We start from the raw sequence: 21543 nt of genomic DNA on the forward strand, positions 1-21543 counted from the left end.
TTCCGCCAGGTCACAGCGGTCACCGGGCACGCCCACTTCGAGGTCTGTGCCCGAAAGGAACGTGATGCCGCAAGTGCAGATGCTCAAGCGGATTCTGCCCGATCGTCCGAGCCGATGCTAGGGCGTACGGGCGAATTGTCGGCCGTTCGGTCGGGCCGGACCTCACCCGGAAGAACTAATCCCAGCTCAGGTCGCCCCGCCCGGCTGCCGGTCGCTCCCCGAATTCTGGAAGTAGGCGGGCGGCACCGCGCCGCGCGGAAGCAATCGAGAGGCGGCGATGCGCTCGGACAGCCCCGAGGTCTCCAGCGACTCGGTGAGCGCTCGCCGGAGGTCGCGCTGCACGGCCACCTGACCGTCGGCGGTGGTCTTGGCGATCGTCCGGATCACCGCGCCGTCGACGGTCAGCTGCTCGACGCCGATCACGTCCGGCGGCTCGAGGAACTCGGTCTGGTGCTCGGCCTGGTTGGCCACGGCCCCGGCGGCGTCGCGCAGCACCGCGATCGCCTCTTCCGAGCTGACGAAGCCGATCGGAATGTCGATCACCACCATGGCCCAGCCCTGGCTCTTGTTGCCGACCCGGACGATCTCACCGTTGCGGATGTACCAGAGCACGCCGCGCGCGTCGCGGATCTGGGTGATGCGCAGGCCGACCGTCTCGACCACGCCGGTCGCCTCGCCCACGTCCACCGTGTCGCCCACGCCGTACTGGTCCTCGAGCAGCATGAACAGTCCGGCTATCAGGTCCTTGACCAGGCTCTGCGCGCCGAAGCCGAGCGCGACGCCGACGATGCCGGCGCTGGCCAGCAGCGGGCCCAGGTTGAAGCCGAGCTCGCCGAAGACCAGCAGCGCCGCCATCGTGAAGACCACCGCGCTGACGAAGCTGCGCAGCACCGACCCGATCGCCTCGGCCCGCTGGCGCCGGCGTTCGGGGATGAACTGGCCCTCCTCGGCGTTCGCCGACACCCGCTCCTTGAGCGGCTTGAGCAGGGCGGGCATCGAGGCCCGGCTGGAACTCGCGGTCAGACGGTCGATGGCCCGGTGGATCATCCAGCGAATGAGCAACGCGATCAGGATGATGCTGATGATCCGCAACGGCTTCACGATGATCACGTAGCTGCTGTTCGCGAGCCACTGGTTGCCGCCTGACCACTCGAAGACACGGCTGCACACCACGTCGGTGTTGCAGATCGCCGTCACGTCGGGCGTGACGTAGACGTCGGTCGGAGTGAACGGGTCGGGGGTGGGGGCTAGCAACAACACGGGGAGCCACCGTACCGGGCGAACCTGGGCCGGCTTTCAGCCACCGCACAGCGCTGTGACCTCAGACGTTTACCGCCCGGCCACGGATTGTGCTCGCAATTTGTCGATTCATCAGGGACTATTGGCGCACGAGGCAGCGTTGACGACGCCTCGCTACTCGACCACGGATTCCACCAGGAGCGGTGACTAGCACTACACCGAAGGGTGATCGCGATGCCTGACATACGACCCACAGTGGGCTCATCCGCGTTGGTTCTGAACGCCACCTACGAGCCGCTGTGCGTCGTATCTGTGCGTCGAGCGACCATCCTCGTCCTGACGGCCAAGGCCGAATGTGTCTCCGACGGCGACGGCATCCTGCACAGCGTGCACACCAACCTCCCGGTCCCGTCCGTGGTGCGCCTGACCCGGTACGTCAAGGTCCCCTACCGCACCCATGTCGGGCTCTCCCGCCGCGCGATCTTCGCCCGGGACGGCGGCCGCTGCGCCTACTGCCGCGGTTCGGCCGAGACCATCGACCACGTCTTCCCCCGCAGCCGGGGTGGCCTGCACGCGTGGGACAACGTGGTCGCCGCCTGCGCCAAGTGCAATCACAGCAAGGGCGACAAGACCCCGGCCGAGCTCGGCTGGCGGCTGCATCAGATACCGGCGGCGCCCCGGGGGGTGGCCTGGCGCGTGCTCGGGCACCGCACGCCCGACCCTCGTTGGGCTGATTGGCTCGACCTTCCCGCCGCCCCGGCCGCACAAGCCGAGGCGGCGTAATTTTTGCCCTCCTCAGGGCTTGGCGGAGACCAGGGAGGCGAAGACGACGATGTTGTCGGAGTAGCCCGTGCTGCCCCCGACCCATCGCCCGCCGCAGGTCATGAGCCGCAGTGACGGCCGGCTGAAGTCGCCGTAGACCCGCTGCACCGGCAGCTTGCCCTTGTCGAAGTGCTCGACCGAGTTCACCTCGAACACCGCGACCGAGTCGTCGGCCCGGGTCACCTCGATGCGCTGGCCCGGCTTGAGCTTGGGCAGTTGTTTGAAGACCGAGGGTCCCGTACGGGTGTCCGCGTGCCCGACGATCAGGGCCGGCCCGAACTGACCGGGGGTCGGCCCGCCGTCGAACCAGCCGGCCTCGTTGTGCCGCTTCAGGGGCGGCACGCCGACCGAACCGTCCGCGGCCAGGCCCACCTCGAGGATCGGCGCCTGCACGTTGATCGCCGGGATGCTCAGCCGCTCGGGGCGGCTCGGGTCGAGCACCGGGAAGGCGCGTGGCGGCGGCCGGTTGCTCTCGGAGCCGCTGAAAATGCCGCTCAGGTCGAGGTTGGTGGCCGCGCCGAGGCCCATCGCGACCACGAAGAGGCCGAGGAAGAGCAGCGCCAGCGCGATCAGCCCGATCGGCCACGGCTTGCGGCCGCGCATGGGCCGGGGTGGCGCCTTGGGCTGGGGCCGCGGCGCGGGGGCGCGAAAGGGCGGACGCCCGGGGGCCGGCCGCGGGGCCGGCAGCGGGCCCGTGATGACACCGGGCGGCGGGGCGAGGATCTGGGCCGGGCGCTTGCGCAGCACCGACTCGGGCATGCGGGGCCCGTTCGCGTGGGGTGACTGACGGCCGGCCATCCGGGCCTCAGCCGAGTCGCCGCCGGCGCAGCGAGACCGCGCCCAGTCCGATGGCCGCCGCGACGATGGCCAGGCCGCCGCCGATCAGCATGGGGGCGTGGCGTCCGGGTGCCGTGCCGCCGGCCCCCGTCGCCGGGCCGCGGGCGGGCTTCACCTTGGCCACCACGTGCAGGGTGGCCGCGGCCTCGGCGCCGTCCGGGCAGCTCAGGTCGACCCGGTAGTCGCCCGGGCGGGTGCTGCCGGGCACCTGTGCGGTCGCGGTCAGGAACCCGTACCGCGGCGCCACCGTGACCGCCCCGAACAATCCCGAGGTGACCGTGGCCGCCTTGAGATTGTCGTCACACGAGGCGCGCAGCCCGACCTCGTCGCCGGCCGGGACCGTGCTCGGGCTCAGTTCGAGGAAGATGGCCGCGCGGGCGGCCGCCGCGGGCCGGGCTTCGAGGGCCGGGACGAACAGGACAGAAAACCCCAGAACGAGCACCGCCAGGGCGGCGGGGACGGGCAGGCGCATCGGTTCCCCCTCCTGCCGCCCGTGGACGCGTGGGCACGAACGGCTCGTGAGGGTGATTTTCGCACCCCGGGGCCGATTCCGCGTAGATCCCGACGGCGTGAGAACCCGGTTCGACACCCGACGCTCCGGGACGACCAGCGCTCCGCTACCGTGACAGTTGTTCGGATCAACTGGGAATACAGACGCCTGGGGGCGTTGAGGTTGTCGATTTCTATCACCGTTCTGGTCTACGTGATCATTCCGGCTGCCGTGATCGGGCTGATCGCCGCGCTCTCGCTCGCGGGCACGCGTGACGAGAAGCAGCCGGATCGCCGTTACCGGCCCGGCCGTCCCTACGAGTTCCGGCCGATCTGGTTCCTGGCCGCGCCGGAGCAGGTCGTCGGCCCGGCCGGCCACAGCCCGGCCGGCGAGGGCCGGATGGCCCTGACCGGTCCCGTGCTCGAGGACAGCAGCGGCACCCGCGTCAAGCCCGGTTCCACAGGAGGCGCAAGTGACAGCTGGTGACCTGGCCCGGCAGGGTGGGCAGGATCAGCCCCTGACCGAGCTCGAGCACGCGGGCGGCGACACGATCGTCGCCCATCAAGGGCACGACGTGGCCGCCGCCGAGGGTCCGTTCACGACCCGCCAGCTGCTGCGGCTCGACCACGCGTTGCGCATCGCCAACACCGAGACCGGTCTGACGTTCAGCGTCTACATCGGCGAGTTCGAGACGACGCCGGCCCGCGATTACGCCGAGCAGCTGCACAGGCAGATCGACCGGGCCGACACCGCCGTGCTCATCGCGATCTCGCCCAACCAGCGCAAGCTCGAGATCGTGACCGGCCGGGAAGCGCGCAAGCGCATCTCCGACCGCGACGCCAAGCTGGCCGGCCTGTCGATGGCGGCCGCCTTCGCCGGTGGCGACCTGGCCGGCGGCGTGGTCGCCGGTATCGACCAGCTGGCCAGTCACGCCGGACGTTCATAGTCGGATCTAGGACAGAGCCCTCGCCCCGCCGCTGGTGGGACGGGGGCTCTTGTCGTGCCCGGGCAAGCTTTTCGCGGGCGAAACGCGGCGGTAACAACGGGGTGTAGGTAGGCTCGTTACTCCGCGCGACGACGCGTCGGGTGGCCGTGGAGGTGGTCCCGTTGGTGATGACGAGTCCGGCTACGAGCACAGTGCCGCACCGGTGGACGACACCGGACGGCCGCTGGACCGAACCCGATCTTCACCTGTTCCCGCAGGACGGTCACCGCTACGAGATCGTCGACGGCAGCCTGCACGTCGCCCCGCCCGAGCCCGAGTCGCACGAGGCGATCGTCCGCTCGGTGGTCGCCACGCTGCGGGCCGCCGCCCCGGACGGCTGGTGGGTCTGTGACCGGCTCGGCGTCGGGATCGGCGACAGCAACCTGGTGCCCGACGTGACGGTGCTGCGCCCCCGCTCGTCCGGGTCGATCTGGAGCGACCCGGAGGACGTGGCCCTGGTGGTCGAGGTCGAGACGGTGGCCACCCGGCGTTTCGACCGCCTGCTCAAGCCCTCCCTGTACGCGGAGGCGGGCATCGCCGCGTTCTGGCGGGTCGAGCCGGGCCGGACGAGCCCGATGCTGCGCACGTACGAGCTGGGGGCCGCCCGCTACCGGGCCGTGCACAGCATCGAGGGCGCCGAGCCGGTCAAGCTCGACGCCCCCTATCCCGTCCAGGTCGCCCCGGCGACGTGGATCTAGCTCAGTTACCGCCCGCGGCCTTGTCCTTGGCGCGGGCCTTGAGAGCGCGCACGACGCCGTCGCGGCCCTCGGCGACCAGCCGGCGCAGCGAGGCCGGGTTGCCCTCCCGGGCCAGCCAGGCGTCGGTGAACGCCACCGTCTCCTCGCTGATCTGATAAACCGGGTAGCCCATCATCACGAACTCCTGCGCGGGCTCGCTGTCCGAGCGGGCCCACACGTCTGCGACCACGTCGAAGTACTTCTCGGCGTAGGGCGCGGTCAGGTCGGGCCGCTTGGCGCTCTGGAAGCCGCTGAGCAACGACCGGTTGAGCCAGTTGGGCACGTCCTTCTCGCCGGTCAGCTCGGCCCACACGCGGGCCTTGTTCTCGGCCGTGGGCACCAGCGCGCGGGCGATCGCCGCCTCGCGCTCGCCGCTGGCCGTGCGGTCCGAGTTCAGCTCGTTCTCGATCTGCTCGTCGGTCGCCTCGCCCAGCGACGCCAGCGCCTGCAGCAGTGACCAGCGCAGCTCGGTGTCGACGACCAGGCCCTCGGGCACGCCCTCGCCGTCGAGCCAGCCGCGCAGCACGGCCTGCTCCTCCGGAGTGCGGGCGGCGCCGATGAACGACCGGGCCCAGGTGAGCTGCCAGCCGCTGCCGGGCTCGGCCGAGGCCAGCGACGTGCGGGCCAGCTCGGCCAGCTGGGCCCAGCCGGTGGGCTGCCAGGCCGGGTCGGCGTACTGCGCGACGGCGGTGGCCGCCTGCCGGGCCGTCCAGGTGGTCAGGTTGATGTCGGTCTCGGCGGGCAGGCCCGAGCAGACCAGCGTCACGTAGTCGCGGGCGGCGAGCTCGGCGTCGCGCAGCATGTCCCAGGCCGCGTTCCAGCAGAGCGCGCGCGACAGCGACGAGTCGAGCCCGTCGATGTGCCGCACCACGGTGGCCATCGAACGCTCGTCGAGCCGCAGTTTCGCGTACGAGAGGTCGTCGTCGTTGAGCAGCAGCACGTCGGCCGCCTTGACGCCGGCCAGCGCGGGAATCTCGGTGCGCTCGCCGGTGACGTCGATCTCGAGCAGGTCGCGCCGCACCAGACGGTCACCCTCGAGGTCGTAGAGGCCGACCCCGATGCGGTGGGTGCGCAGCGTCGGATAGTCGGCCGGCGCCTCCTGGTGCACGACCACCTTGTCGTACGTGCCGTCGGAGCCGATCTCGACGAGCGGGCGCAGCGTGTTGACCTGAGCCGTCTCGAGCCACTGGGCGGCGAACTTGCGCAGCTCGCGGCCGGACGCCGTCTCGAGCTCGCTGAGCAGGTCGTCGAAGGTGGCGTTGCCCCAGGCGTGCTTGCCGAAATATGCCCGCAGGCCGGTACGGAAGGAGTCGAGCCCCACGTACGCGACCAGCTGCTTGATGACGCTGGCGCCCTTGGCGTACGTGATGCCGTCGAAGTTGACCTCGACGGCCTCGAGGTCGGGCATCTCGGTGTAGACCGGGTGCGTCGACGACAGCTGGTCCTGGCGGTAGCCCCAGCTCTTGCGGACCGACAGGAACGTCGTCCAGGCGTCGGTGAAACGGGTGGCGTGCGTGTTGCACCAGTGGCTGGCCCACTCGGCGAACGACTCGTTCAGCCACAGGTCGTTCCACCAGCGCATGGTCACGAGGTCGCCGAACCACATGTGGGCCATCTCGTGCAGGATCGTGTTCGCGCGCTGCTCGTACTCGAAGTCGGTGACCTGCGAGCGGTAGATGTAGTGCGCCTCGGCGTGCGTGACGCAGCCGAAGTTCTCCATCGCGCCCGCGTTGAAGTCGGGCACCCACAGCTGGTCGTATTTGGGCAGCGGGTAACGCACCCCGAACTGCTCGTGGAAGAAGTCGAAGCCCTGCTTGGTCACCAGGAACAGGTCGTCCGGGTCGAGATATTGCGCCATCGACGCCCGGCAGAAGACGCCGAGCGAGATGCCGTCGTGCTCGTCGCGCACCTCGTGGTACGGGCCGGCGCAGAGCGCGGTGATGTAGGTGCTCATCCGGGCCGACGTCTGGAAGTGCACGGTCTTGGCGCCCGGGCCCGCGGCCTCGTCGCGCTCGACCGGCATGTTCGAGATGACCTTCCAGTGCTTCGGAACGGTCGCGTGCCAGGTGTAGACGCTCTTCAGGTCGGGCTGGTCGAAGCACGCGTAGACCCGCTGGGCATCGGCCGTCTCGAACTGGCTGTAGAGGTAGACCTCCTTGTCGACCGGGTCGGCGCTGCGCTGCAGGCCCTGGCCGCTCGCCGAATAAGCGAAGTCGGCGTCCACCACCAGCTCGTTCTCGGCGGCCAGCCCGGTCAGGGTCAGGCCTTTCTCGGCCGAGAAGCCGGTGAGGTCGATCGCCTCGCCGTTCAGCGTGGCCGACCGCACCGAGGCGGCCGCGGTCTCGATGAAGGTCTCCGCACCGGGCTCGCGGCAGGCGAACGTCACCACCGTGGTGCTGCGGAAGGTGCCGTCGCCGGGATTGCCGTGGCCGTCGGTCAGATCCAAGGTGATGTCGTACCCGGTGACATCCAGCAGGCGCGCCCTCTCGGCTGCCTCCACCTGGGTCAAATTACGAACTCCGGCCACAGTCACTCTCCTCTGAGCGCACAAGCTTTCCCCTGCCAGCCTAGGCGTCACCCTGGTGTCGCACCTCACCCGGAGTCAGGCTGCTCCCCACGGGACACCAGATAGTTGCGGGGAGGAGTATCTGATTCATGACTGAACGCGCCACGGTCGACATGTGGTTCGACCCCGCCTGTCCGTGGGCATGGATCACCTCACGCTGGCTGCTCGAGGTCGAGAAGGTGCGCCCCCTCGACATCCGCTTCAACGTGATGAGCCTGTCCGTCCTCAACGAGGGCCGCGACCTGCCCGACAACTACACGTCCTTCCTGGCCCAGGCCTGGGGCCCGGTGCGGGTGTGCATCGCCGCCGAGGAGGCGGCCGGCCCGCAGGTGCTCCGCGATCTCTACACGGCGCTGGGCACCCGTATCCATCTGGGCAAGTACGAGTTCGGCCCGCAGCTCTACACCGAGGCGCTGACCGAGGTCGGCCTGGACCCGGCGCTGGCCGACGCGGCCGGCAGCAACGCCTGGGACGACGCCCTGCGCGGCAGCCACGACGCAGGCATGAAGCCGGTCGGCATGGACGTCGGCACCCCGGTGATCCACGCGCCCGGACCGCGAGGTGGCGACGACAAGATCGCGTTCTTCGGCCCGGTCGTCACGCCCGCTCCCAAGGGCGAGGACGCGGGACGGCTCTGGGACGGCGTGATGCTGGTCGCCGGAACTCCCGGGTTCTTCGAGATCAAGCGCACACGTGACATCGGTCCCATATTTGACTGAACATTCGGTGTCGCGGCGAAAGCGACACCCGGGCCTCCGCCATCTCGTTGGATGAGGTGATGCACACCTCATCCAACACGGAGGCGAAGATGGCGGACTCCGACGCCGTCGCCCTTTCCAGCATCGCCGTTCACCGCGGTGACTGGACGAATCTGCCGGACGACCTGGCCGCCCTGGTGGCGCCGCCGGTGACGGTCTCGGCGATCCCTCTCGAGCGCCCGGTCGGAAGCTGGCGCCGGGGTCAGCTGGCCAGGTCACGCGGCAACATGCCCGTCGGCAAGCACGCCCGGGCCGCCCGGTAGTTTCGTCCCCATGACGGTCGTGCACCCGATCAGCCGCGCCTGGGTCACCACAGGTGGCACCGGCGCCCAGAACTACGACGAATTCGCCGACGACGCCGAAATCACGTCCATCATCGCCGACAATCCGCATAGTTCTCTCGCGATCGAGATGCCGCACCTGGCTCCCGATTCCCTCGGCCGGTCCTTCCCGCAGTCGCTGCCGGACGCGGTGGCCCGGCTCGCGCTGCAGCGGGCCGAGGGCCTCTACACCCCGGCCGACGAGGTCGTCGTGCTCTACCGGATCACGGCGCCCGGTGAGCCCGCGGCGTACGGGCTCTGGAGCATGGTCGACACCGATCAGATCTCCACCCGCGCCGACGAGCCCGGCCTGGTGATCCGCAACGAGGACGTGTTCCTCGAGAAGGTCCGCGAGCGGGTGGCCCTGGCCGAGGCGGTCGCGACGCTGCTGTCGCCGGTCCTGCTGCTGCAGACCACCAAGGGCGAGGAGCTGCACGCGGCCCTGGCCGCCGCCACCGAGCAGGCGGGCGCGCCCGCGGCCACCGACGTCGACCAGACCGGCCGCACCCACGCCATCTGGGTTCTCGGCCCGGGCCCGCTGCAGTCCCAGCTGACCGCGCTGGCCGGCGGGGGCGAACTCGTCGTGGCCGACGGCAACCACCGCAGCCTGGCCGCGCAGTCCGCGGGCCTGCCCCGCTTCCTGGCCGTCGTGACGACGCCCGCCTCGGTCGCCATCCAGCCCTACAACCGGCTGGTCACCGAGCTGCCGGTCAGCGTGGAAGACCTGCTGGCGCGGCTGCGCGCGGCCGGAGCGACGGTCACCGAGGTGCCGCGACCGGCGCAGATCCCGGCCAAGGGCACCGTGGAGCTCTACTCGGCGGGCCGCTCGTTCACCGTCGGGCTGCCGGTCGACACCAGCCTCGCCGACGTCGACAACCTCGACCACGCGCTGGTCGAGCGGGTCCTGCTGCGCGACGCGCTCGGCCTCGAACCGGGCGACAAGCGGATCAACTACGTGGGCGGCGACTACCCGGCCGAGTGGCTGCGCGGCGAGGTCGACGGCGGGCGGTCCGAGCTGGCCGTGCTGATCGCGCCGGTGACCGTGGACGACTTCGTCCGGGTCAACCTCGAGCGGCAGAAGCTGCCCCGCAAGAGCACCTGGTTCACGCCCAAGGCGCGCGGCGGTCTCGTCCTCGCCCAGCTCGACTAGAGATGCTCAACCCTCAGATCACCGCGGCGGGCGGGGTGCGGGCCCCCCCCCCCGCCTCGCTGACCGAGCCGAACGAGGTTCTGGCCTTCATCCGGCAGGCGATGGAGGACGCGAACGAGGCCGAGTGCGGCCCGGCGCTCCCCCTGCCGGTGGTGGTCGACGTCGACGCCGGGGGAGTCCCGGCCCGCCTCTACGCCACCCGGGTCGACGCACCGCTGTTCGTCTATGTGCACGGCGGCGGCTGGTGCTACGGCAGCATCGAGACCGTCGACCGGTTCTGCCGCCGGGTCGCCGACCGGTCCGGCTGCGCGGTGCTCTCGGTGGGCTACCGGCTCGCCCCCGAGCATCCCTTCCCGGCCGCCCTCCAGGACGTCGAGGCGGCTCTGGCCTACGTGCGCAAGGCCGGCGCGGCCGAGCTCGGCGTGGACCCGTCCCGGCTGGCGATCGGCGGTGACAGCGCGGGCGGCCAGCTCGCCACGGTCGTGGCCCGGCGGCAGCGCGACGCGGCCGTCCCGCTCGACCTGCAGGTGCTGATCTACCCCGCGATCGACCCGATGACCGCCTCGGAGTCGTTCGACGAGGTCGGCTCGTACGGGCTGGACCGCGCCTCGATGAAGCTGGCCTGGGAGACGTACGTGCCGGACGCGATGACCCGGTTCACGCCGGACGTGGCGCCGCTGGCCGCCGAGGACCTGTCCGGCCTGCCGCCCACCCTGATCATCACGGCCGAGTACGACGCCCTGCGCGACGAGGGCGCCGACTACGCCGACGCGCTGCTGGCGGCCGGCGTGCCCGTCGTGCACACCCGCTACATGGGGGTGAATCATGGGTTTGCCCGCAAGCTCGCGGTGATCGACGACGCCCGGGTGGCCGCCGATCAGGTCGCCGCGTACCTGCGCGCCGGCTTGACCTTCTGACCTCCGAATTTTTGAGAGAGTGAGACCATGCGCGTCTACCTGGGTTCCGACCACGCCGGTTACGAGCTGAAGATGCACCTCGTGAACCACTTGATCAAGCAGGGGCACGACGTCGTGGACGTCGGACCGCACGTCTACGACCCGGAGGACGACTACCCGGCGTTCTGCCTGCACACGGGGGCCAAGGTCGTCGCCGACCCGGGCTCGCTGGGCATCGTGATCGGCGGTTCGGGCAACGGCGAGCAGATCGCCGCCAACAAGATCGACGGCGTCCGGGCCGCCCTGGTCTGGCGCACCGAGATCGCCCAGCTCGCCCGTCAGCACAACGACGCCAACGTGATCAGCATCGGCGCCCGCGAGCACACCCTCGACGAGGCCACGGCGTTCGTCGAGACGTTCCTGGCCACCTCGTTCTCGGGCAACCCGCGCCACGCCCGCCGCATCGGCCAGCTCGCCGAGTACGAGGCCGGCCGCCCCGAGCTTCCGGCCCTGCCCGCGGGCAACTGACCGGTCACCGGTTCCGGGGCAGCTCCTCGCGGGGCACCCAGTTGCGGCGGACGATCGTGAGGTTGGCGTCGGCGTCGGCCAGGTCTTGATCGGTGGGGCGGGCGGCGTCACGGGCGCGCAGCGCCGCGCCCACGCTGACCTGCGACGATCCCGACCCGACGAGGCCGCGCAGCCCGCGCTCGACCTCGCGGTCGTCGCCGTTGCCGGGCCCGGGGCGACGAACGCCGCCGTTGCGGGGCGGGCGCACGACCCGCTCGACCGGCACGGGCGCCGGCACGGGCGCCTCCACCTCCGCCGGGTCCTCGATCGGCCCGGTCAGGGCCGAACCCGCGGCCGGCTCGGCGGTCTCGTCGGCGACCGGCGGCGGGGCCGGCGTGGCGCCGGAGGAGGAGGGACGCAGGCGGCGGCGTCGGCGTTCGGGCTCACCCATGACGCCGACGCTACCCCGGGCCGGCTCAGAACACCTCGATGGCGCTGGGCTGGCGATACCAGGTGAACGCGGTCGAGGGCAGGTTGTCGGTGAACTGCCGGATCCGGCCCGCCGTGACCAGCGTGGCCAGGGTCGTCCCGCCCAGATAGGCCGCGCCCAGTTCGGTGATCGAACACGCGAGGTCGGGCGCGTCCTGAGTGCGTACGCAGGAGGCCTTGTCCGGACCCCCGGTGAGCCGCCACCGGCCGTTGTTGGCCTCGATGATCGGGTCGGTCACCTCGATCACCGCGTCGAGCGGCGACGCGTAGCGCCGGGCCTCGAGCGCCGCCGGCAGGTCGACCAGGCGCACCCAGAGCGAGTCCTGGAAGCTGCGGCCGAGCTTGCGGGGCTCGTCGACCATGAACTGGAGCTGCTCGTCGATCGCGCCGAACTGGTACGACGCCGTGCGGGCCAGGTCGAGGCTGAGCAGGAAGCGCCAGAGTTCGGCGTAGACGCCCGGGTCGCCCGCCACCACCTCGCGCACGCGCACCTCGGCGGCGGGGCCGTGCATGCCCCAGTCGTCTTTCACGCGCCACAGCGCGTACCCGAGGGGCCCGTCGGCGCTCTCGTAGAGCACGGCGTGCATCTCGGTGCCGCCGTTGCGCTGGTTGTCGAGGTCGGCGAGCAGGTAGTCCCACCAGTACCCGGGGCGGCTCGACCAGCCGACCCGGTGAACGCGCAGCCGATCGTGCAGGGCGGTCAGCTCGGCCTGCACGGCCTTGGGCTCGGCCAGCCGCAGCCGGCCGGCCGGAGCGGCCGGGCCGGTGATCCGCACCTCGCGGTTGAGGATCTCGAAGCGCAGGCGGCTCGCGGCCGGACCGTACCCGAAGCGCGGGTAGATCGCGGTCTCGCTGGCCCACAGCACGGCCAGCGGCTCGCGCCCGGCCTCGGCGATCTCCGTCAGCTGGCGGCGCATCATCGAGGTCAGAATGCCGCGGCGGCGATGGGTGGGGGAGACGCCCACCCCGGTCACGTGGGCGGCCGGGACGACCGCGCCGGGAACGGTCAGATCGCGGGTCTGGACGGCCGCCGTGCCGACGACGAGGCCCGCGTCCTCGGCCACCAGCGAGCGCCCGGGTTCGATGATCGACTTCTCGAGCCGGCGGGCCTCGTCGGTGGCGTGCTCGTGGAAAACGTGGAGCAGCAGGTCGGCGATCGCGCGCCGATCATCCTCGGTGGCTGCGCGCACCGGTACGGATTGGTCCATGGGCACTTGTGTAACGGAACGCGGCCACGAGGGCGAACGATTTGCCGGCTCGCTACTCTCGATGTGGTGGGCGGTACGCACCGCTGACCGGAGGGGGATTCGATGCCTGAGCAACCGCAGTGGTCGGAGCGGACGCTCGACATGCCACCGCAAGATCCGTGGGCCGACGCGCCGACGACGCCGACGCAGGGTCCGCCGCCACCGACGGCGCCCTTCCCGGCCGTGGAAAACGAGCCGCAAGCGCCGCGGGCGCCATTCAGCCGGGGCCGCGCCCAGGTGAACGCGCGGCCCCATCAGCCGTTCGCCGAGCATGAGCCGACCGGCACGGGCTGGCCTGCCACCGCCCCGCCCGCCGCGCACCCCAGCATGAGCTGGAAGTGGAGCGAGTTGCGCCTGGGCAGCGAGTGGACCAGCGCCGCGGTGCTGTTCGCGTTCGTCTGCTGGGGCATCTGGGCGCTGTCCGGCGACGGCCCGTTCGGCACGCCGACGGTCGTGCTGGTCGTGACGCTCGCGGTCGCCGTCGGTGTCTTCTGCCTGGCCCGCCTGGTCGGTCACCTGGTGCTGGAACGCCAGTTGGGCCGTGTCCGGCGCACCGCACGCGGATCGCACCTGGTCACGGCCCTCTTCCTGGCCGGTGTCGGCGTCGCCTGGCTGCAGCAGACCGAGTGGGTCGTGGACGCCTTCAACTGGGTTACCGGGCTGTTCTCTAACTGACCGGCTTGCCGCCCGTCACACCCAGCACCTCGCCGGTCGTGTAACTCGATTCCGGGCTGGCGAAATAGACGTACGCGGGGGCGAGCTCGGCCGGCTGGCCGGGCCGCCCGAGCGGCGTGTCCGAGCCGAAGCTCTCGACCTTCTGGGGCGTCATGGTGGCCGGGATCAGCGGCGTCCAGATCGGGCCGGGCGCGACCGCGTTGACCCGGATGCCCTTTTCGGCCAGATCCTCGGCCAGCGCCTTGGTGAACGCGACGATGCCGCCCTTGGTGGTGGCGTAGTCGAGCAGGTGGCTGGACGACTGGTAGGCCTGGATCGACGCCGTGTTGATGATCGTCGAGCCAGCTCCCATGTGCGGCACCGCGGCCCGGCAGAGCCAGAACATGGCGTACAGGTTGGTCTTCATCACCCGGTCGAACTGCTCGTCGGTGATCTCGGTGATCCCGCCCGGCTGGGACATCTGGTACGCCGCGTTGTTGACCAGGATGTCGACGCCGCCGAGGTCGGACAGCGCGCGGTCGATGATCGTCCGGCAGTGCGCCTCGTCCCGGATGTCGCCCGGCACCCGGACGGCCTTCTGACCGGCCTTCTCGATGAGCTGAGCGGTGTCGGCCGCGTCCTCCTCTTCCTCCGCCAGATAGGAGATCAGGACATCGGCGCCCTCGCGCGCGAACGCGATGGCCACCGCCCGGCCGATGCCCGAGTCGCCGCCAGTGATGATCGCCTTGCGTCCGGCCAGGCGCCCGGAGCCCTTGTAGCTCTCCTCGCCGTGGTCGGGACGGTCGGGCATCGCCTCGGTGGAGCCGGGCGGCTGCTGCTTTCCGCCATCAAGAGGTGACTCCGGGTATTGGTTGCGCGGGTCCACGCGTGGCCTCCTCGTCATTGTGGGAACGAGCACGGTATGCCCGGAAGAGGTCCGGGTAATCCGGCCGCCGTGATTGATCAGCGGATAGGCGTCGTCGTCATTACGTGGCAGCGGCGCGACGAGGCGGTGGCGGCCGTCCGGCGTCTTCGCGAGCTTCCCGAGCAGCCCCCGGTCGTGCTGGTGGACAACGGCTCGACCGACGGCACGGCCGAGGCCGTACGGGCGGAGTTCCCGGAGGTCGACGTGGTCGCCCTGACCGAGAACCTGGGTGCGGTCGGCCGCAACATCGGGGTCGAGCGGCTGCGTACGCCGTACGTGGCGTTCTGCGACGACGACACCTGGTGGGAGCCGGGCTCGCTGACCCGGGCGGCCGACGTCCTCGACGCGTACCCCCGGCTGGCCCTGGTGAACGCCCGGATCGTGGTCGAGCCGTCCGGCGTCGAGGACCCGATCGTCGAGGAGCTGCGGGACTCGCCGGTGCCCGGTCCCGACTGGCTGCCCGGCCCGGCGATCGGCAGTTTCCTGGCCGGCGCCTCGGTGGTCCGGCGGGAGGCATTCGTGCGGGCGGGCGGGTTCAGCGCGCGGCTGTGGCTCGGCGGCGAGGAGGAGCTGCTGGCCACCGATCTGCTCAGCACGGGCTGGGAGCTGTGTTACCTGGAGGACCTGGTCGTGCACCACCGGGCGTCGGTGCTGCGCGACGCCACCCATCGGCGGCGGGTCGGCCTGCGCAACACGCTGTGGTTCGTCTGGCTGCGCCGTCCCCTGGGCCCGGCCCTGCGCCGGTCGGCCTTCCTGGCCCGCACGGTGCCGCGGGACCGGACCTCGGCGCTGGCGGTGTGGGACGCCGTACGCGGTCTGCCGTGGTTGCTGCGTTCGCGGCAGCCCCGCCCGGCCGACGTCGAGGCCCGGCTGGCCGTGCTGGACGAGACTCAGCGCCGGTCGCGGGCGCGGCGTTACGTCGGCTGACCGAGCGGCTCGGAGACGTGGGCGGCCACGATGCGCCAGCCCTCGGGGAGCCGCACCCACGTCTGGGACTGGCGGCCCAGCACCTCACGGCCGGGATATCCGAACTGCGTGTTCACGACGACGACCTGGTCACCGTACGCCCGGATGATCGTGTCCTTGAGGTAGCGGCCGGCCGGCAGCGGGGGCTGGGCGAGCCGCCAGCGTCGCTGCTCCTCCAGGCCGACCTGCTGATCGGCCAGGCCGTAGCGGACGGCGTCCTCGGCGAAGAAGCCGAGCATCGCCTCGACGTCGTTGCGGACCAGGGCTTCCTCGTACGCCTCGAAGGCCGCGGCCACCTCGTGCTGCATGTCTCTCCCTGTCGTCGTCGGGGGTGGCGACCCGGCTCGGCAACGCCGGGCCGCCACGCTCATCACTAGATCGCCTTGACCGGGACCCCGCCCTCGGGCGCCTCGGTGAAGGCGTTGCCCTGCACCTCCTCCTCGCGCAGCAGCTTCAGCTCGTCCTCGTCGGGCTCGCGCGGGGCCGGCTTGCTCAGCGCGAACAGCACGCACACCACCCCGAGGAACAGGTAGCCCAGCGCCACCTGCCCGTCCGCGTTCCACTGCACCTTCTCGGCGTGGATCAGGCCGACGAAGCTCAGCACCGCCCCCGACCCGGCGAAGATCGCCGCGTGCCAGAACCGTTTGTCGATGATGAACGCGACGATCGCACCGAGGACCAGACCGGCCAGGATCGCGCCCTCGCCGAGCGTCTTGAGCCCGTCATAGACCACCCCCGCCCCGGCCAGCGCGCTCACGCCGACCTCGGAAGCCGTCGTGCCAGCGGCGGCCAGCGCGTTGTCCATCTGCCCGGTGGCCCATTGGGCGATGTTCGGGATGAGCGCCGCGACCACCGCCGCCGCGTGCGCCCGGGGCGTCGCCTGGAAGGCCTGGGCGCCGATCAGCAACCCGATGTAGAGCAGGATCGGCACGATCGCCGGGGTCGGGAAGATCGCGCCCAGCAGCCCGAACAGCCCGAAGAAGCAGAGCAGCGCGATCACGATGCCGGTGGCCATCGAATAGCCCGTGCGGCCGCCCGCCGCCTTCCAGCCCGGGTGCCCGACATAGACGGCCGGCGGGAACGGCGAGCCCAGGCAGGAGCCGATGATCGCGCCCGCGCCGTCGGCCAGCAGCACGCTGCGCAGGTTGTACCGGTCACCCGCCGTCGACGCGCTCTCCACGTTGGTCATCGCCTCGGTGAAGTTGTAGACGCCCAGCGGGATGGCCGTGGCCAGCAGCGGGGCCATGTCGGCCAGGCCGTCGAACAGCAGGTCGAACTTGAGATGCGGGAAGGCGAACGCGATGTCCCGCGCGGCCGAGGTCACGTCGGGCACCGACATGGCCCCGCCGACCCAGCCGACCGCCGTGCCGACGAGCAGCGCGGCCAGCCCGATCGGGAAGTTGTAGGGCAGCTTGATGTCGGTCAGCAGGCCGATCAGCAGCAGGGCGAGCACCGGCAGCGCGATCCACGCGTAGTTCCACATGGTCGCGGCCGGGTTCATCGAGATGAACGTGATCGAGATGCCGGCCAGGGTGCCGAGCAGGGCCGCGCGCGGGGCGTACTTGCGGATGTACGGGCCGACGAACGCGCCGATCAGCACGATGACGCCGATGATGAACGCCCACGCGATGCCCGCCGTCCACGCGGCGATCGGGTTGCGGGTGGTCAGATAGATCGGCAGCATGATCACGAAGATGACGATGAACATGTGGGGCACGCTCGGCCCGTACGGCAGCGCCGTCACGTCGGAACGCCCCTCGCGCGCGGCCAGGCGCCGGGCCAGGAACGTGTAGTAGACGTTGCCGGCGACCAGGGCGATGCCGAGCGCGGGCAGGATGACGCCGAAGACGTCGGAGGCCGGCATCTGGATGACTCCGATGCACAAGGCGGTCAGCGTCAGCACGTTGACCAGCACGTTGACGCCGAAACCGAAGAAGGCGTTGGTGTCCCCGCGCACCCACAGGGGCAGCCGGGCGGGTGTCGTTGTCGTCATTTCCGCTCCTCGAGGGCAGCGATGAGGGTGGGGGAGTCGGCGACCCAGCCGAAGATGCCGCCCTGCGCGGCGATCATCTCCAGCCCGACGCGCTGGAATTCCGGGAAGTACGAGCCGACGCAGTCGGACAGGACCAGGCAGTCGTAGCCGCGGTCGTTCGCCTCACGGACCGTGGTGTGCACGCACACCTCGGTCGTGACCCCCGTGACGACCAGCTTCCCGACGCCGAGCTTGTCGAGGATCTGCGCGAGATCGGTCGCGTAGAACGCGCCCTTGCCGGGTTTGTCGACGACGACCTCGTCGCCCCGGGGTGCGAGTTCGTCGACGATGTCGTGGCCGTACTCCCCGCGTACGAGAATCCGGCCGAAGGCGCCCTTCTCGCCGATGCCACCGCGCGCCAGCTTGGACGGTGGGCAGTCGGACAGATCGGGCAGATGTCCCTCGCGCGTGTGGATGACCGGCAGACCGGCCGCCCGCCAGACCGCGAGCAGGGCGCTGAGCGGCTCGATCGTGCGGCTGAGCTGGGATACGTCGTTGCCCAGGCTCTCGCCGAAGCCGCCGGGCAACAGGAAGTCACGCTGCATGTCGATGACGAGCAGGGCGACGGAATCGAGTTCGAAGGAGAAGGGTCGGGGCAGGGCGTCGACTGCAGGCATTCAGGCCTCCGTAGCCGAGATCACGTCGTCCGAGGTGGCGACGCAGCCGAAGACGCCGCCCTGCATGGTGACCATGTGCAGGGCCGCGGTGTGGTTGGACGGGTCGGTGGCGCCCGTGCAGTCGCTCAGGATCAGGCACTCGTAACCGCGGTCGTTGGCCTCGCGCATGGTGGTGTGCACGCAGACGTCCGTGGTGATCCCGGTCAGAATCAAGTGCGTGATGCCGTGCGTACGCAGCACGAGGTCGAGATTGGTGGCGTAGAAGGCGCCCTTGCCCGGCTTGTCGACGATCACCTCGCCGGCCACGGGCGCGACCTCGGGCACGATCTCCCAGCCCGGCTCGCCCTTGATCAGGATCCGGCCGCACGGCCCGTCGCTGCCGATCTCGGCCCCGATCCGCGCCGACCGCCAGCGCTTGTTGGGCGGCAGGTCGGAAAGGTCGGCGTCGTGGCCCTCGCGCGTGTGGATCACGAGCATGCCGATCTCCCGCGCGTGGTCGAGCAGCCGCGCGGTGGCCGGCAGCCCGGCCCGGGTGAGCTCGATGTCGTAGCCCATCGAGTCGACGTAGCCGCCCTTGCCGCAGAAGTCGGTCTGCCAGTCGATGCAGATCAGCGCCGTGTTCGGCACGGGCACCGACCCGTCGTACGGCCAGCGGTAGGGGTTCGCTTCCACCGGCCCGATGCGTGCGGTCATAACGGTCCTTCCGAGCGGTAGTTCCGCCAGCCACCGCTGGCGGTGATGTCCGGGGCGCCGGCCACCGCGTACGCCTCGCAGAGGAAGCCGGTGACTTCGGTGCCGTCCTCGAGGGCGATCCGGCCCAGCGACAGCGGCGCGGGGATGCCGGCCAGGAACCCGCCGACCTGCGCGGCGGGCAGCTGCCAGAGTTCGACCTCGATGCTGGTGGCCGAGGCGGCGTCGCGGACCAGTCCCGGCGCACCCGACGGCAGCAGATGGAGCCGGTAGCAGGGCGCGGTGCGGACGGCGCCGACCAGGGTGGCGCCGCGGTCGAGCAGCTCACCGTTGCGCGGCTCACCGCTGAGGTGCAGCCCGGCGACGGCCAGCGTCATGGTGTCGTCGACGGGCATCGTCCGGGCCAGCAGCGCGAGCGTGTCGTCGCTGAAAGCCGGCCCGAACAGCGTGATCGACGCGGGCCGCCCGTCCGCGGTGAACCCGTTCGGCACGGTCACGGCGGCCATGTCGAGCAGGTTCGCGAACTGCGTGTACCGGCCCAGATTCAGATTCCGCCCGATCGGGTCCCCGGCGATCTCGGCGTGCGTGTAGGTGGTGCCGATCGTCGGCAGCGCCAGCACGTCGATCCGCTCCCACATGCGGCCGGCCGCGTTCCTCAGCTCCTGCAGCCGATGCCGGCCCCGGAACGCGTCGGCCGCGGTGAACCCGAGCCCGGTCTCCAGCACAGTCCGCGTCACCGGCAGCACGGATTCCGGATGCGCGGCCAGGAACTCCCCGAGATCGGCCAGCCGCTCGGCCACCCAGGGCCCCCGATAGAGCAGGTCACCGGCCTCCAGCAGCGGTCCGATGTCGACCGCCACGTCGCCCCCGAACCGCGCGAAGGCCTTTTCCTGCCCCGAGTCACCGAAGAAATCCAGCGTTTCCGGTACGCCCACCCGCGGCCGGGCGATGAGCGGCCGGTTCCCTTCCCGCGACCAGGGGTCTTCCCGTACGCGTCCCCGCGCGACCCGCATCACCCGGTCGGCCATCGGCAGGTCCCGCGCGAACACCGACACGCAGTCCAGCGACCGGCAGGCCGGCACCACCCCGAGCGTGCTGAGCAGCCCGCGCGTCGGCTTGATCCCGACGATCCCGTTCAGCGCCGCCGGCACCCGGCCCGACCCGGCCGTATCGGTGCCGAGTGAGAACGCCACGGTCCCGTCGGCCACCGCCACCGCCGACCCCGAACTGGACCCGCCCGAGATGAGCCCGCCGCCGAACACGCTCTCCGGACTGCCGTACGGCGACCGCGCCCCCGTCAGTCCAGTAGCGAACTGATCGAGGTTGGTCTTGCCGACGACGATCGCCCCCGCGTCGATCAGCCGCTGAACAACCGGCGCGTTCCGTTCCGGCATGTACGCGAAATCGGGGCATCCGGCCGTGGTCGGCAGCCCCGCCACATCGATGTTGTCCTTGACCGCGAACGGCATCCCGGCCAGCGGCAGCCCCGGATCGACCCGCGCGGCCCGCTCCCGCAGCTCATCCACCCCGACGAGCGAGATCCAGACCCCTTCGGCCCGTTCCGCCCGCTCTACAACCGCGTCGACATCCACATAGTCGATTGTCGACAATCCTGTTACGCCCAGCGCTACGCTTTGTAACGCTCAGATTTCCCGCTAGCTCAGATATGTGCGGGCGCCGTGGGCGTTCAGCGCATCGAGGACGGCCTTGGTGTCGCCGGCCGAGACCGCGGCGAACAGTCGCTCGTGCCGCAGCACGCCGTCTTCGGCCCGGGCCGCCTCGGCCTCGCGCCGCATGTTGACCGCCATGTAGAGCTGAATCCGCACCAGCACCGAGCTGTACAGGTCGGCCAGTTGACGGTTGCCGCCCAGCGCCACCACTTCGGTGTGGAACTGCCGGTGCGCGTTGGCCAGCTCCAGCCGGTCGCCGGCCTCGGTCGCCTTGCGCATCACCTCGAGCGCCGCCCGAAGCGCGGTCAGGTCGGGCCCAACCGGCATCGCCGCCACGGCGTGTCGTTCCAGCACATCGCGAACCTCATAAAGCTCGCGCACGTCCTCGGCGGACAGGGTGGCCACGCGGGCGCCCCGGCGCGGAATGTGCTCGACGAGCCCTTGCTGAGCCAGCAACCGCATGGCTTCACGCAGCGGCGCCCGGCTGATTCCGAGCCTGCGCGTGAGCTGTTCCTCGACGAGTCGCTCGCCCGGCTCGGTGCGTCCGCTCAGGATCTCGCGGCTGAGTCGTTCAACGGCAAGCTCGACGAGGCTGTACGACCGCAGCTCCCCGTTGCTCACGCGTGCAGTCTGCCAGTCCCACCCAACCCCCGGCCCAGCCACCACTCATCGGTCACTCATCGTCACGCTCGCGCCCCCGCCCACTCGGCCACACCGCAACGACGACCATGACCACCCCGATCACCACGAGCGCAACCCAGACCCACGTCATCGCGAGAGACTAGCCCGCCCCCACATCACAGACGTCAATGCAGCTCCACTGATCCGGACAGTCGTGGGGGCGCGGGGCCCCGCCCCCCCCCCCGGCCGGCCCGCTCGGCGCGGGGGGGGCCCGCCCGGGGCGTGAGGGGGGTGGTCCGGTGCCCCTCACCCCGGGGTAACAAGT

24 protein-coding genes are annotated in these 21543 nt (G+C 71.0%); 11 read left to right on the forward strand and 13 right to left on the reverse strand.

Going from position 1 to position 21543, the window contains the following annotated elements; all coding sequences use genetic code 11:
• Window positions 1–186: 186 nt before the first annotated feature.
• On the reverse strand, window positions 187–1260 hold the full coding sequence (locus ACZ3I4_RS36095; RefSeq protein ID WP_465386573.1) for a mechanosensitive ion channel family protein: 1074 nt from the start codon (window positions 1258–1260) through the stop codon (window positions 187–189).
• A gap of 213 nt (window positions 1261–1473) precedes the next feature.
• Between ACZ3I4_RS36095 and ACZ3I4_RS36100 the strand changes: the two genes are divergently transcribed.
• Window positions 1474–2022 (forward strand): HNH endonuclease, encoded by a 549-nt coding sequence (locus ACZ3I4_RS36100; RefSeq protein ID WP_465386574.1) that lies wholly within the window; start codon window positions 1474–1476, stop codon window positions 2020–2022.
• A gap of 12 nt (window positions 2023–2034) precedes the next feature.
• Here the strand turns inward: ACZ3I4_RS36100 and ACZ3I4_RS36105 are convergent, their stop codons facing one another.
• On the reverse strand, window positions 2035–2820 hold the full coding sequence (locus ACZ3I4_RS36105) for a class F sortase (protein WP_465386575.1): 786 nt from the start codon (window positions 2818–2820) through the stop codon (window positions 2035–2037).
• A 46-nt stretch (window positions 2821–2866) separates the two neighbouring features.
• On the reverse strand, window positions 2867–3370 hold the full coding sequence (locus tag ACZ3I4_RS36110) for a hypothetical protein (RefSeq protein WP_465386576.1): 504 nt from the start codon (window positions 3368–3370) through the stop codon (window positions 2867–2869).
• Window positions 3371–3571: 201 nt separating this feature from the next.
• Here ACZ3I4_RS36110 and ctaJ point away from each other — a divergent pair, with 201 nt between their 5' ends.
• The 3 genes from ctaJ to ACZ3I4_RS36125 all read left to right on the forward strand — a co-directional run bounded on the left by ctaJ (window position 3572) and on the right by ACZ3I4_RS36125 (window position 5071).
• Window positions 3572–3874 (forward strand): aa3-type cytochrome oxidase subunit CtaJ, encoded by a 303-nt coding sequence (ctaJ, locus tag ACZ3I4_RS36115; protein ID WP_465386577.1) that lies wholly within the window; start codon window positions 3572–3574, stop codon window positions 3872–3874.
• Window positions 3875–3938: 64 nt separating this feature from the next.
• Window positions 3939–4334: a DUF5130 family protein gene (locus tag ACZ3I4_RS36120; protein WP_465386614.1), complete on the forward strand. Its 396-nt coding sequence runs from the start codon at window positions 3939–3941 to the stop codon at window positions 4332–4334.
• Window positions 4335–4501: 167 nt separating this feature from the next.
• Complete coding sequence (locus tag ACZ3I4_RS36125) at window positions 4502–5071, forward strand: Uma2 family endonuclease (RefSeq protein ID WP_465386578.1); 570 nt, start codon at window positions 4502–4504, stop codon at window positions 5069–5071.
• A 1-nt stretch (window position 5072) separates the two neighbouring features.
• Here the strand turns inward: ACZ3I4_RS36125 and pepN are convergent, their stop codons facing one another.
• Window positions 5073–7637, reverse strand: a complete 2565-nt coding sequence (pepN, locus tag ACZ3I4_RS36130) for an aminopeptidase N (protein ID WP_465386579.1) — start codon at window positions 7635–7637, stop codon at window positions 5073–5075.
• Window positions 7638–7765: 128 nt separating this feature from the next.
• Between pepN and ACZ3I4_RS36135 the strand changes: the two genes are divergently transcribed.
• The 5 genes from ACZ3I4_RS36135 (at window position 7766) to ACZ3I4_RS36155 (ending at window position 11328) form a co-directional block, all read left to right on the forward strand.
• Window positions 7766–8395 (forward strand): DsbA family protein, encoded by a 630-nt coding sequence (locus ACZ3I4_RS36135; RefSeq protein WP_465386580.1) that lies wholly within the window; start codon window positions 7766–7768, stop codon window positions 8393–8395.
• 89 nt (window positions 8396–8484) lie between these two features.
• Window positions 8485–8697, forward strand: coding sequence for a hypothetical protein (locus ACZ3I4_RS36140; RefSeq protein ID WP_465386581.1), 213 nt, complete (start codon window positions 8485–8487; stop codon window positions 8695–8697).
• 10 nt (window positions 8698–8707) lie between these two features.
• Window positions 8708–9904 (forward strand): DUF1015 family protein, encoded by a 1197-nt coding sequence (locus tag ACZ3I4_RS36145; RefSeq protein ID WP_465386582.1) that lies wholly within the window; start codon window positions 8708–8710, stop codon window positions 9902–9904.
• Between the two features lie 35 nt (window positions 9905–9939).
• Window positions 9940–10821 carry an alpha/beta hydrolase gene (locus ACZ3I4_RS36150; protein WP_465386583.1) on the forward strand — a complete coding sequence of 294 codons (882 nt, stop codon included), beginning with the start codon at window positions 9940–9942 and terminating at the stop codon, window positions 10819–10821.
• A 27-nt stretch (window positions 10822–10848) separates the two neighbouring features.
• On the forward strand, window positions 10849–11328 hold the full coding sequence (locus ACZ3I4_RS36155; RefSeq protein ID WP_465386584.1) for a ribose-5-phosphate isomerase: 480 nt from the start codon (window positions 10849–10851) through the stop codon (window positions 11326–11328).
• Between the two features lie 4 nt (window positions 11329–11332).
• Here ACZ3I4_RS36155 and ACZ3I4_RS36160 read toward each other — a convergent pair whose 3' ends face one another.
• Complete coding sequence (locus ACZ3I4_RS36160) at window positions 11333–11758, reverse strand: hypothetical protein (protein WP_465386585.1); 426 nt, start codon at window positions 11756–11758, stop codon at window positions 11333–11335.
• Between the two features lie 25 nt (window positions 11759–11783).
• Window positions 11784–13004: a GNAT family N-acetyltransferase gene (locus ACZ3I4_RS36165; protein ID WP_465386586.1), complete on the reverse strand. Its 1221-nt coding sequence runs from the start codon at window positions 13002–13004 to the stop codon at window positions 11784–11786.
• Window positions 13005–13106: 102 nt separating this feature from the next.
• On the opposite strand from ACZ3I4_RS36165, the gene ACZ3I4_RS36170 reads away from it, so the two are divergent.
• Entirely contained in the window at window positions 13107–13718 is a 612-nt protein-coding gene (locus tag ACZ3I4_RS36170) for a DNA-directed RNA polymerase II (protein WP_465386587.1), read from the forward strand.
• On the opposite strand, the gene ACZ3I4_RS36175 is transcribed toward ACZ3I4_RS36170, so the two are convergent.
• Complete coding sequence (locus tag ACZ3I4_RS36175) at window positions 13711–14583, reverse strand: SDR family oxidoreductase (RefSeq protein WP_465386588.1); 873 nt, start codon at window positions 14581–14583, stop codon at window positions 13711–13713. The two genes, ACZ3I4_RS36170 and ACZ3I4_RS36175, sit on opposite strands and share 8 nt — an antisense overlap.
• Window positions 14584–14652: 69 nt before the next feature.
• On the opposite strand from ACZ3I4_RS36175, the gene ACZ3I4_RS36180 reads away from it, so the two are divergent.
• On the forward strand, window positions 14653–15549 hold the full coding sequence (locus ACZ3I4_RS36180) for a glycosyltransferase family 2 protein (protein ID WP_465386589.1): 897 nt from the start codon (window positions 14653–14655) through the stop codon (window positions 15547–15549).
• On the opposite strand, the gene ACZ3I4_RS36185 is transcribed toward ACZ3I4_RS36180, so the two are convergent.
• The 6 genes from ACZ3I4_RS36185 to ACZ3I4_RS36210 form a co-directional block, all read right to left on the reverse strand.
• Complete coding sequence (locus ACZ3I4_RS36185) at window positions 15537–15896, reverse strand: AtzH-like domain-containing protein (protein ID WP_465386590.1); 360 nt, start codon at window positions 15894–15896, stop codon at window positions 15537–15539. The two genes, ACZ3I4_RS36180 and ACZ3I4_RS36185, sit on opposite strands and share 13 nt — an antisense overlap.
• 65 nt (window positions 15897–15961) lie before the next feature.
• On the reverse strand, window positions 15962–17581 hold the full coding sequence (locus ACZ3I4_RS36190) for a permease family protein (protein ID WP_465386591.1): 1620 nt from the start codon (window positions 17579–17581) through the stop codon (window positions 15962–15964).
• The gene (locus tag ACZ3I4_RS36195; protein WP_465386592.1) at window positions 17578–18237 is read right to left on the reverse strand and encodes a cysteine hydrolase family protein; all 660 of its coding nucleotides are present in this window, start codon (window positions 18235–18237) and stop codon (window positions 17578–17580) included. Before ACZ3I4_RS36195 ends, ACZ3I4_RS36190 begins: the two co-directional genes overlap by 4 nt.
• Window positions 18238–18930 carry a biuret amidohydrolase gene (gene biuH, locus ACZ3I4_RS36200; RefSeq protein ID WP_465386593.1) on the reverse strand — a complete coding sequence of 231 codons (693 nt, stop codon included), beginning with the start codon at window positions 18928–18930 and terminating at the stop codon, window positions 18238–18240.
• Window positions 18927–20519, reverse strand: coding sequence for an allophanate hydrolase (gene atzF, locus ACZ3I4_RS36205; protein ID WP_465386594.1), 1593 nt, complete (start codon window positions 20517–20519; stop codon window positions 18927–18929). Before atzF ends, biuH begins: the two co-directional genes overlap by 4 nt.
• A gap of 63 nt (window positions 20520–20582) precedes the next feature.
• A complete protein-coding gene (locus ACZ3I4_RS36210; protein WP_465386595.1) occupies window positions 20583–21218 on the reverse strand; it encodes a GntR family transcriptional regulator in 636 nt (211 codons plus the stop codon).
• Between the last annotated feature and the right edge of the window lie 325 nt (window positions 21219–21543).

The organism is Actinoplanes sp. NPDC021490 (assembly GCF_055562135.1).

Coding starts and splice junctions, on each gene's coding strand:
- ACZ3I4_RS36105 (WP_465386575.1), bottom strand. CDS start 2,820: ATGCCCGAGTCGGTGCTGCGCAAGCGCCCGGCCCAGATCCTCGCCCCG.
- ACZ3I4_RS36170 (WP_465386587.1), top strand. CDS start 13,107: ATGCCTGAGCAACCGCAGTGGTCGGAGCGGACGCTCGACATGCCACCG.
- ACZ3I4_RS36100 (WP_465386574.1), top strand. CDS start 1,474: ATGCCTGACATACGACCCACAGTGGGCTCATCCGCGTTGGTTCTGAAC.
- ACZ3I4_RS36195 (WP_465386592.1), bottom strand. CDS start 18,237: ATGCCTGCAGTCGACGCCCTGCCCCGACCCTTCTCCTTCGAACTCGAT.
- ACZ3I4_RS36160 (WP_465386585.1), bottom strand. CDS start 11,758: ATGGGTGAGCCCGAACGCCGACGCCGCCGCCTGCGTCCCTCCTCCTCC.
- ACZ3I4_RS36145 (WP_465386582.1), top strand. CDS start 8,708: ATGACGGTCGTGCACCCGATCAGCCGCGCCTGGGTCACCACAGGTGGC.
- ACZ3I4_RS36135 (WP_465386580.1), top strand. CDS start 7,766: ATGACTGAACGCGCCACGGTCGACATGTGGTTCGACCCCGCCTGTCCG.
- ACZ3I4_RS36185 (WP_465386590.1), bottom strand. CDS start 15,896: ATGCAGCACGAGGTGGCCGCGGCCTTCGAGGCGTACGAGGAAGCCCTG.
- biuH (WP_465386593.1), bottom strand. CDS start 18,930: ATGACCGCACGCATCGGGCCGGTGGAAGCGAACCCCTACCGCTGGCCG.
- ACZ3I4_RS36190 (WP_465386591.1), bottom strand. CDS start 17,581: ATGACGACAACGACACCCGCCCGGCTGCCCCTGTGGGTGCGCGGGGAC.
- ACZ3I4_RS36110 (WP_465386576.1), bottom strand. CDS start 3,370: ATGCGCCTGCCCGTCCCCGCCGCCCTGGCGGTGCTCGTTCTGGGGTTT.
- ACZ3I4_RS36140 (WP_465386581.1), top strand. CDS start 8,485: ATGGCGGACTCCGACGCCGTCGCCCTTTCCAGCATCGCCGTTCACCGC.
- ACZ3I4_RS36165 (WP_465386586.1), bottom strand. CDS start 13,004: ATGGACCAATCCGTACCGGTGCGCGCAGCCACCGAGGATGATCGGCGC.
- ACZ3I4_RS36155 (WP_465386584.1), top strand. CDS start 10,849: ATGCGCGTCTACCTGGGTTCCGACCACGCCGGTTACGAGCTGAAGATG.
- ACZ3I4_RS36125 (WP_465386578.1), top strand. CDS start 4,502: ATGACGAGTCCGGCTACGAGCACAGTGCCGCACCGGTGGACGACACCG.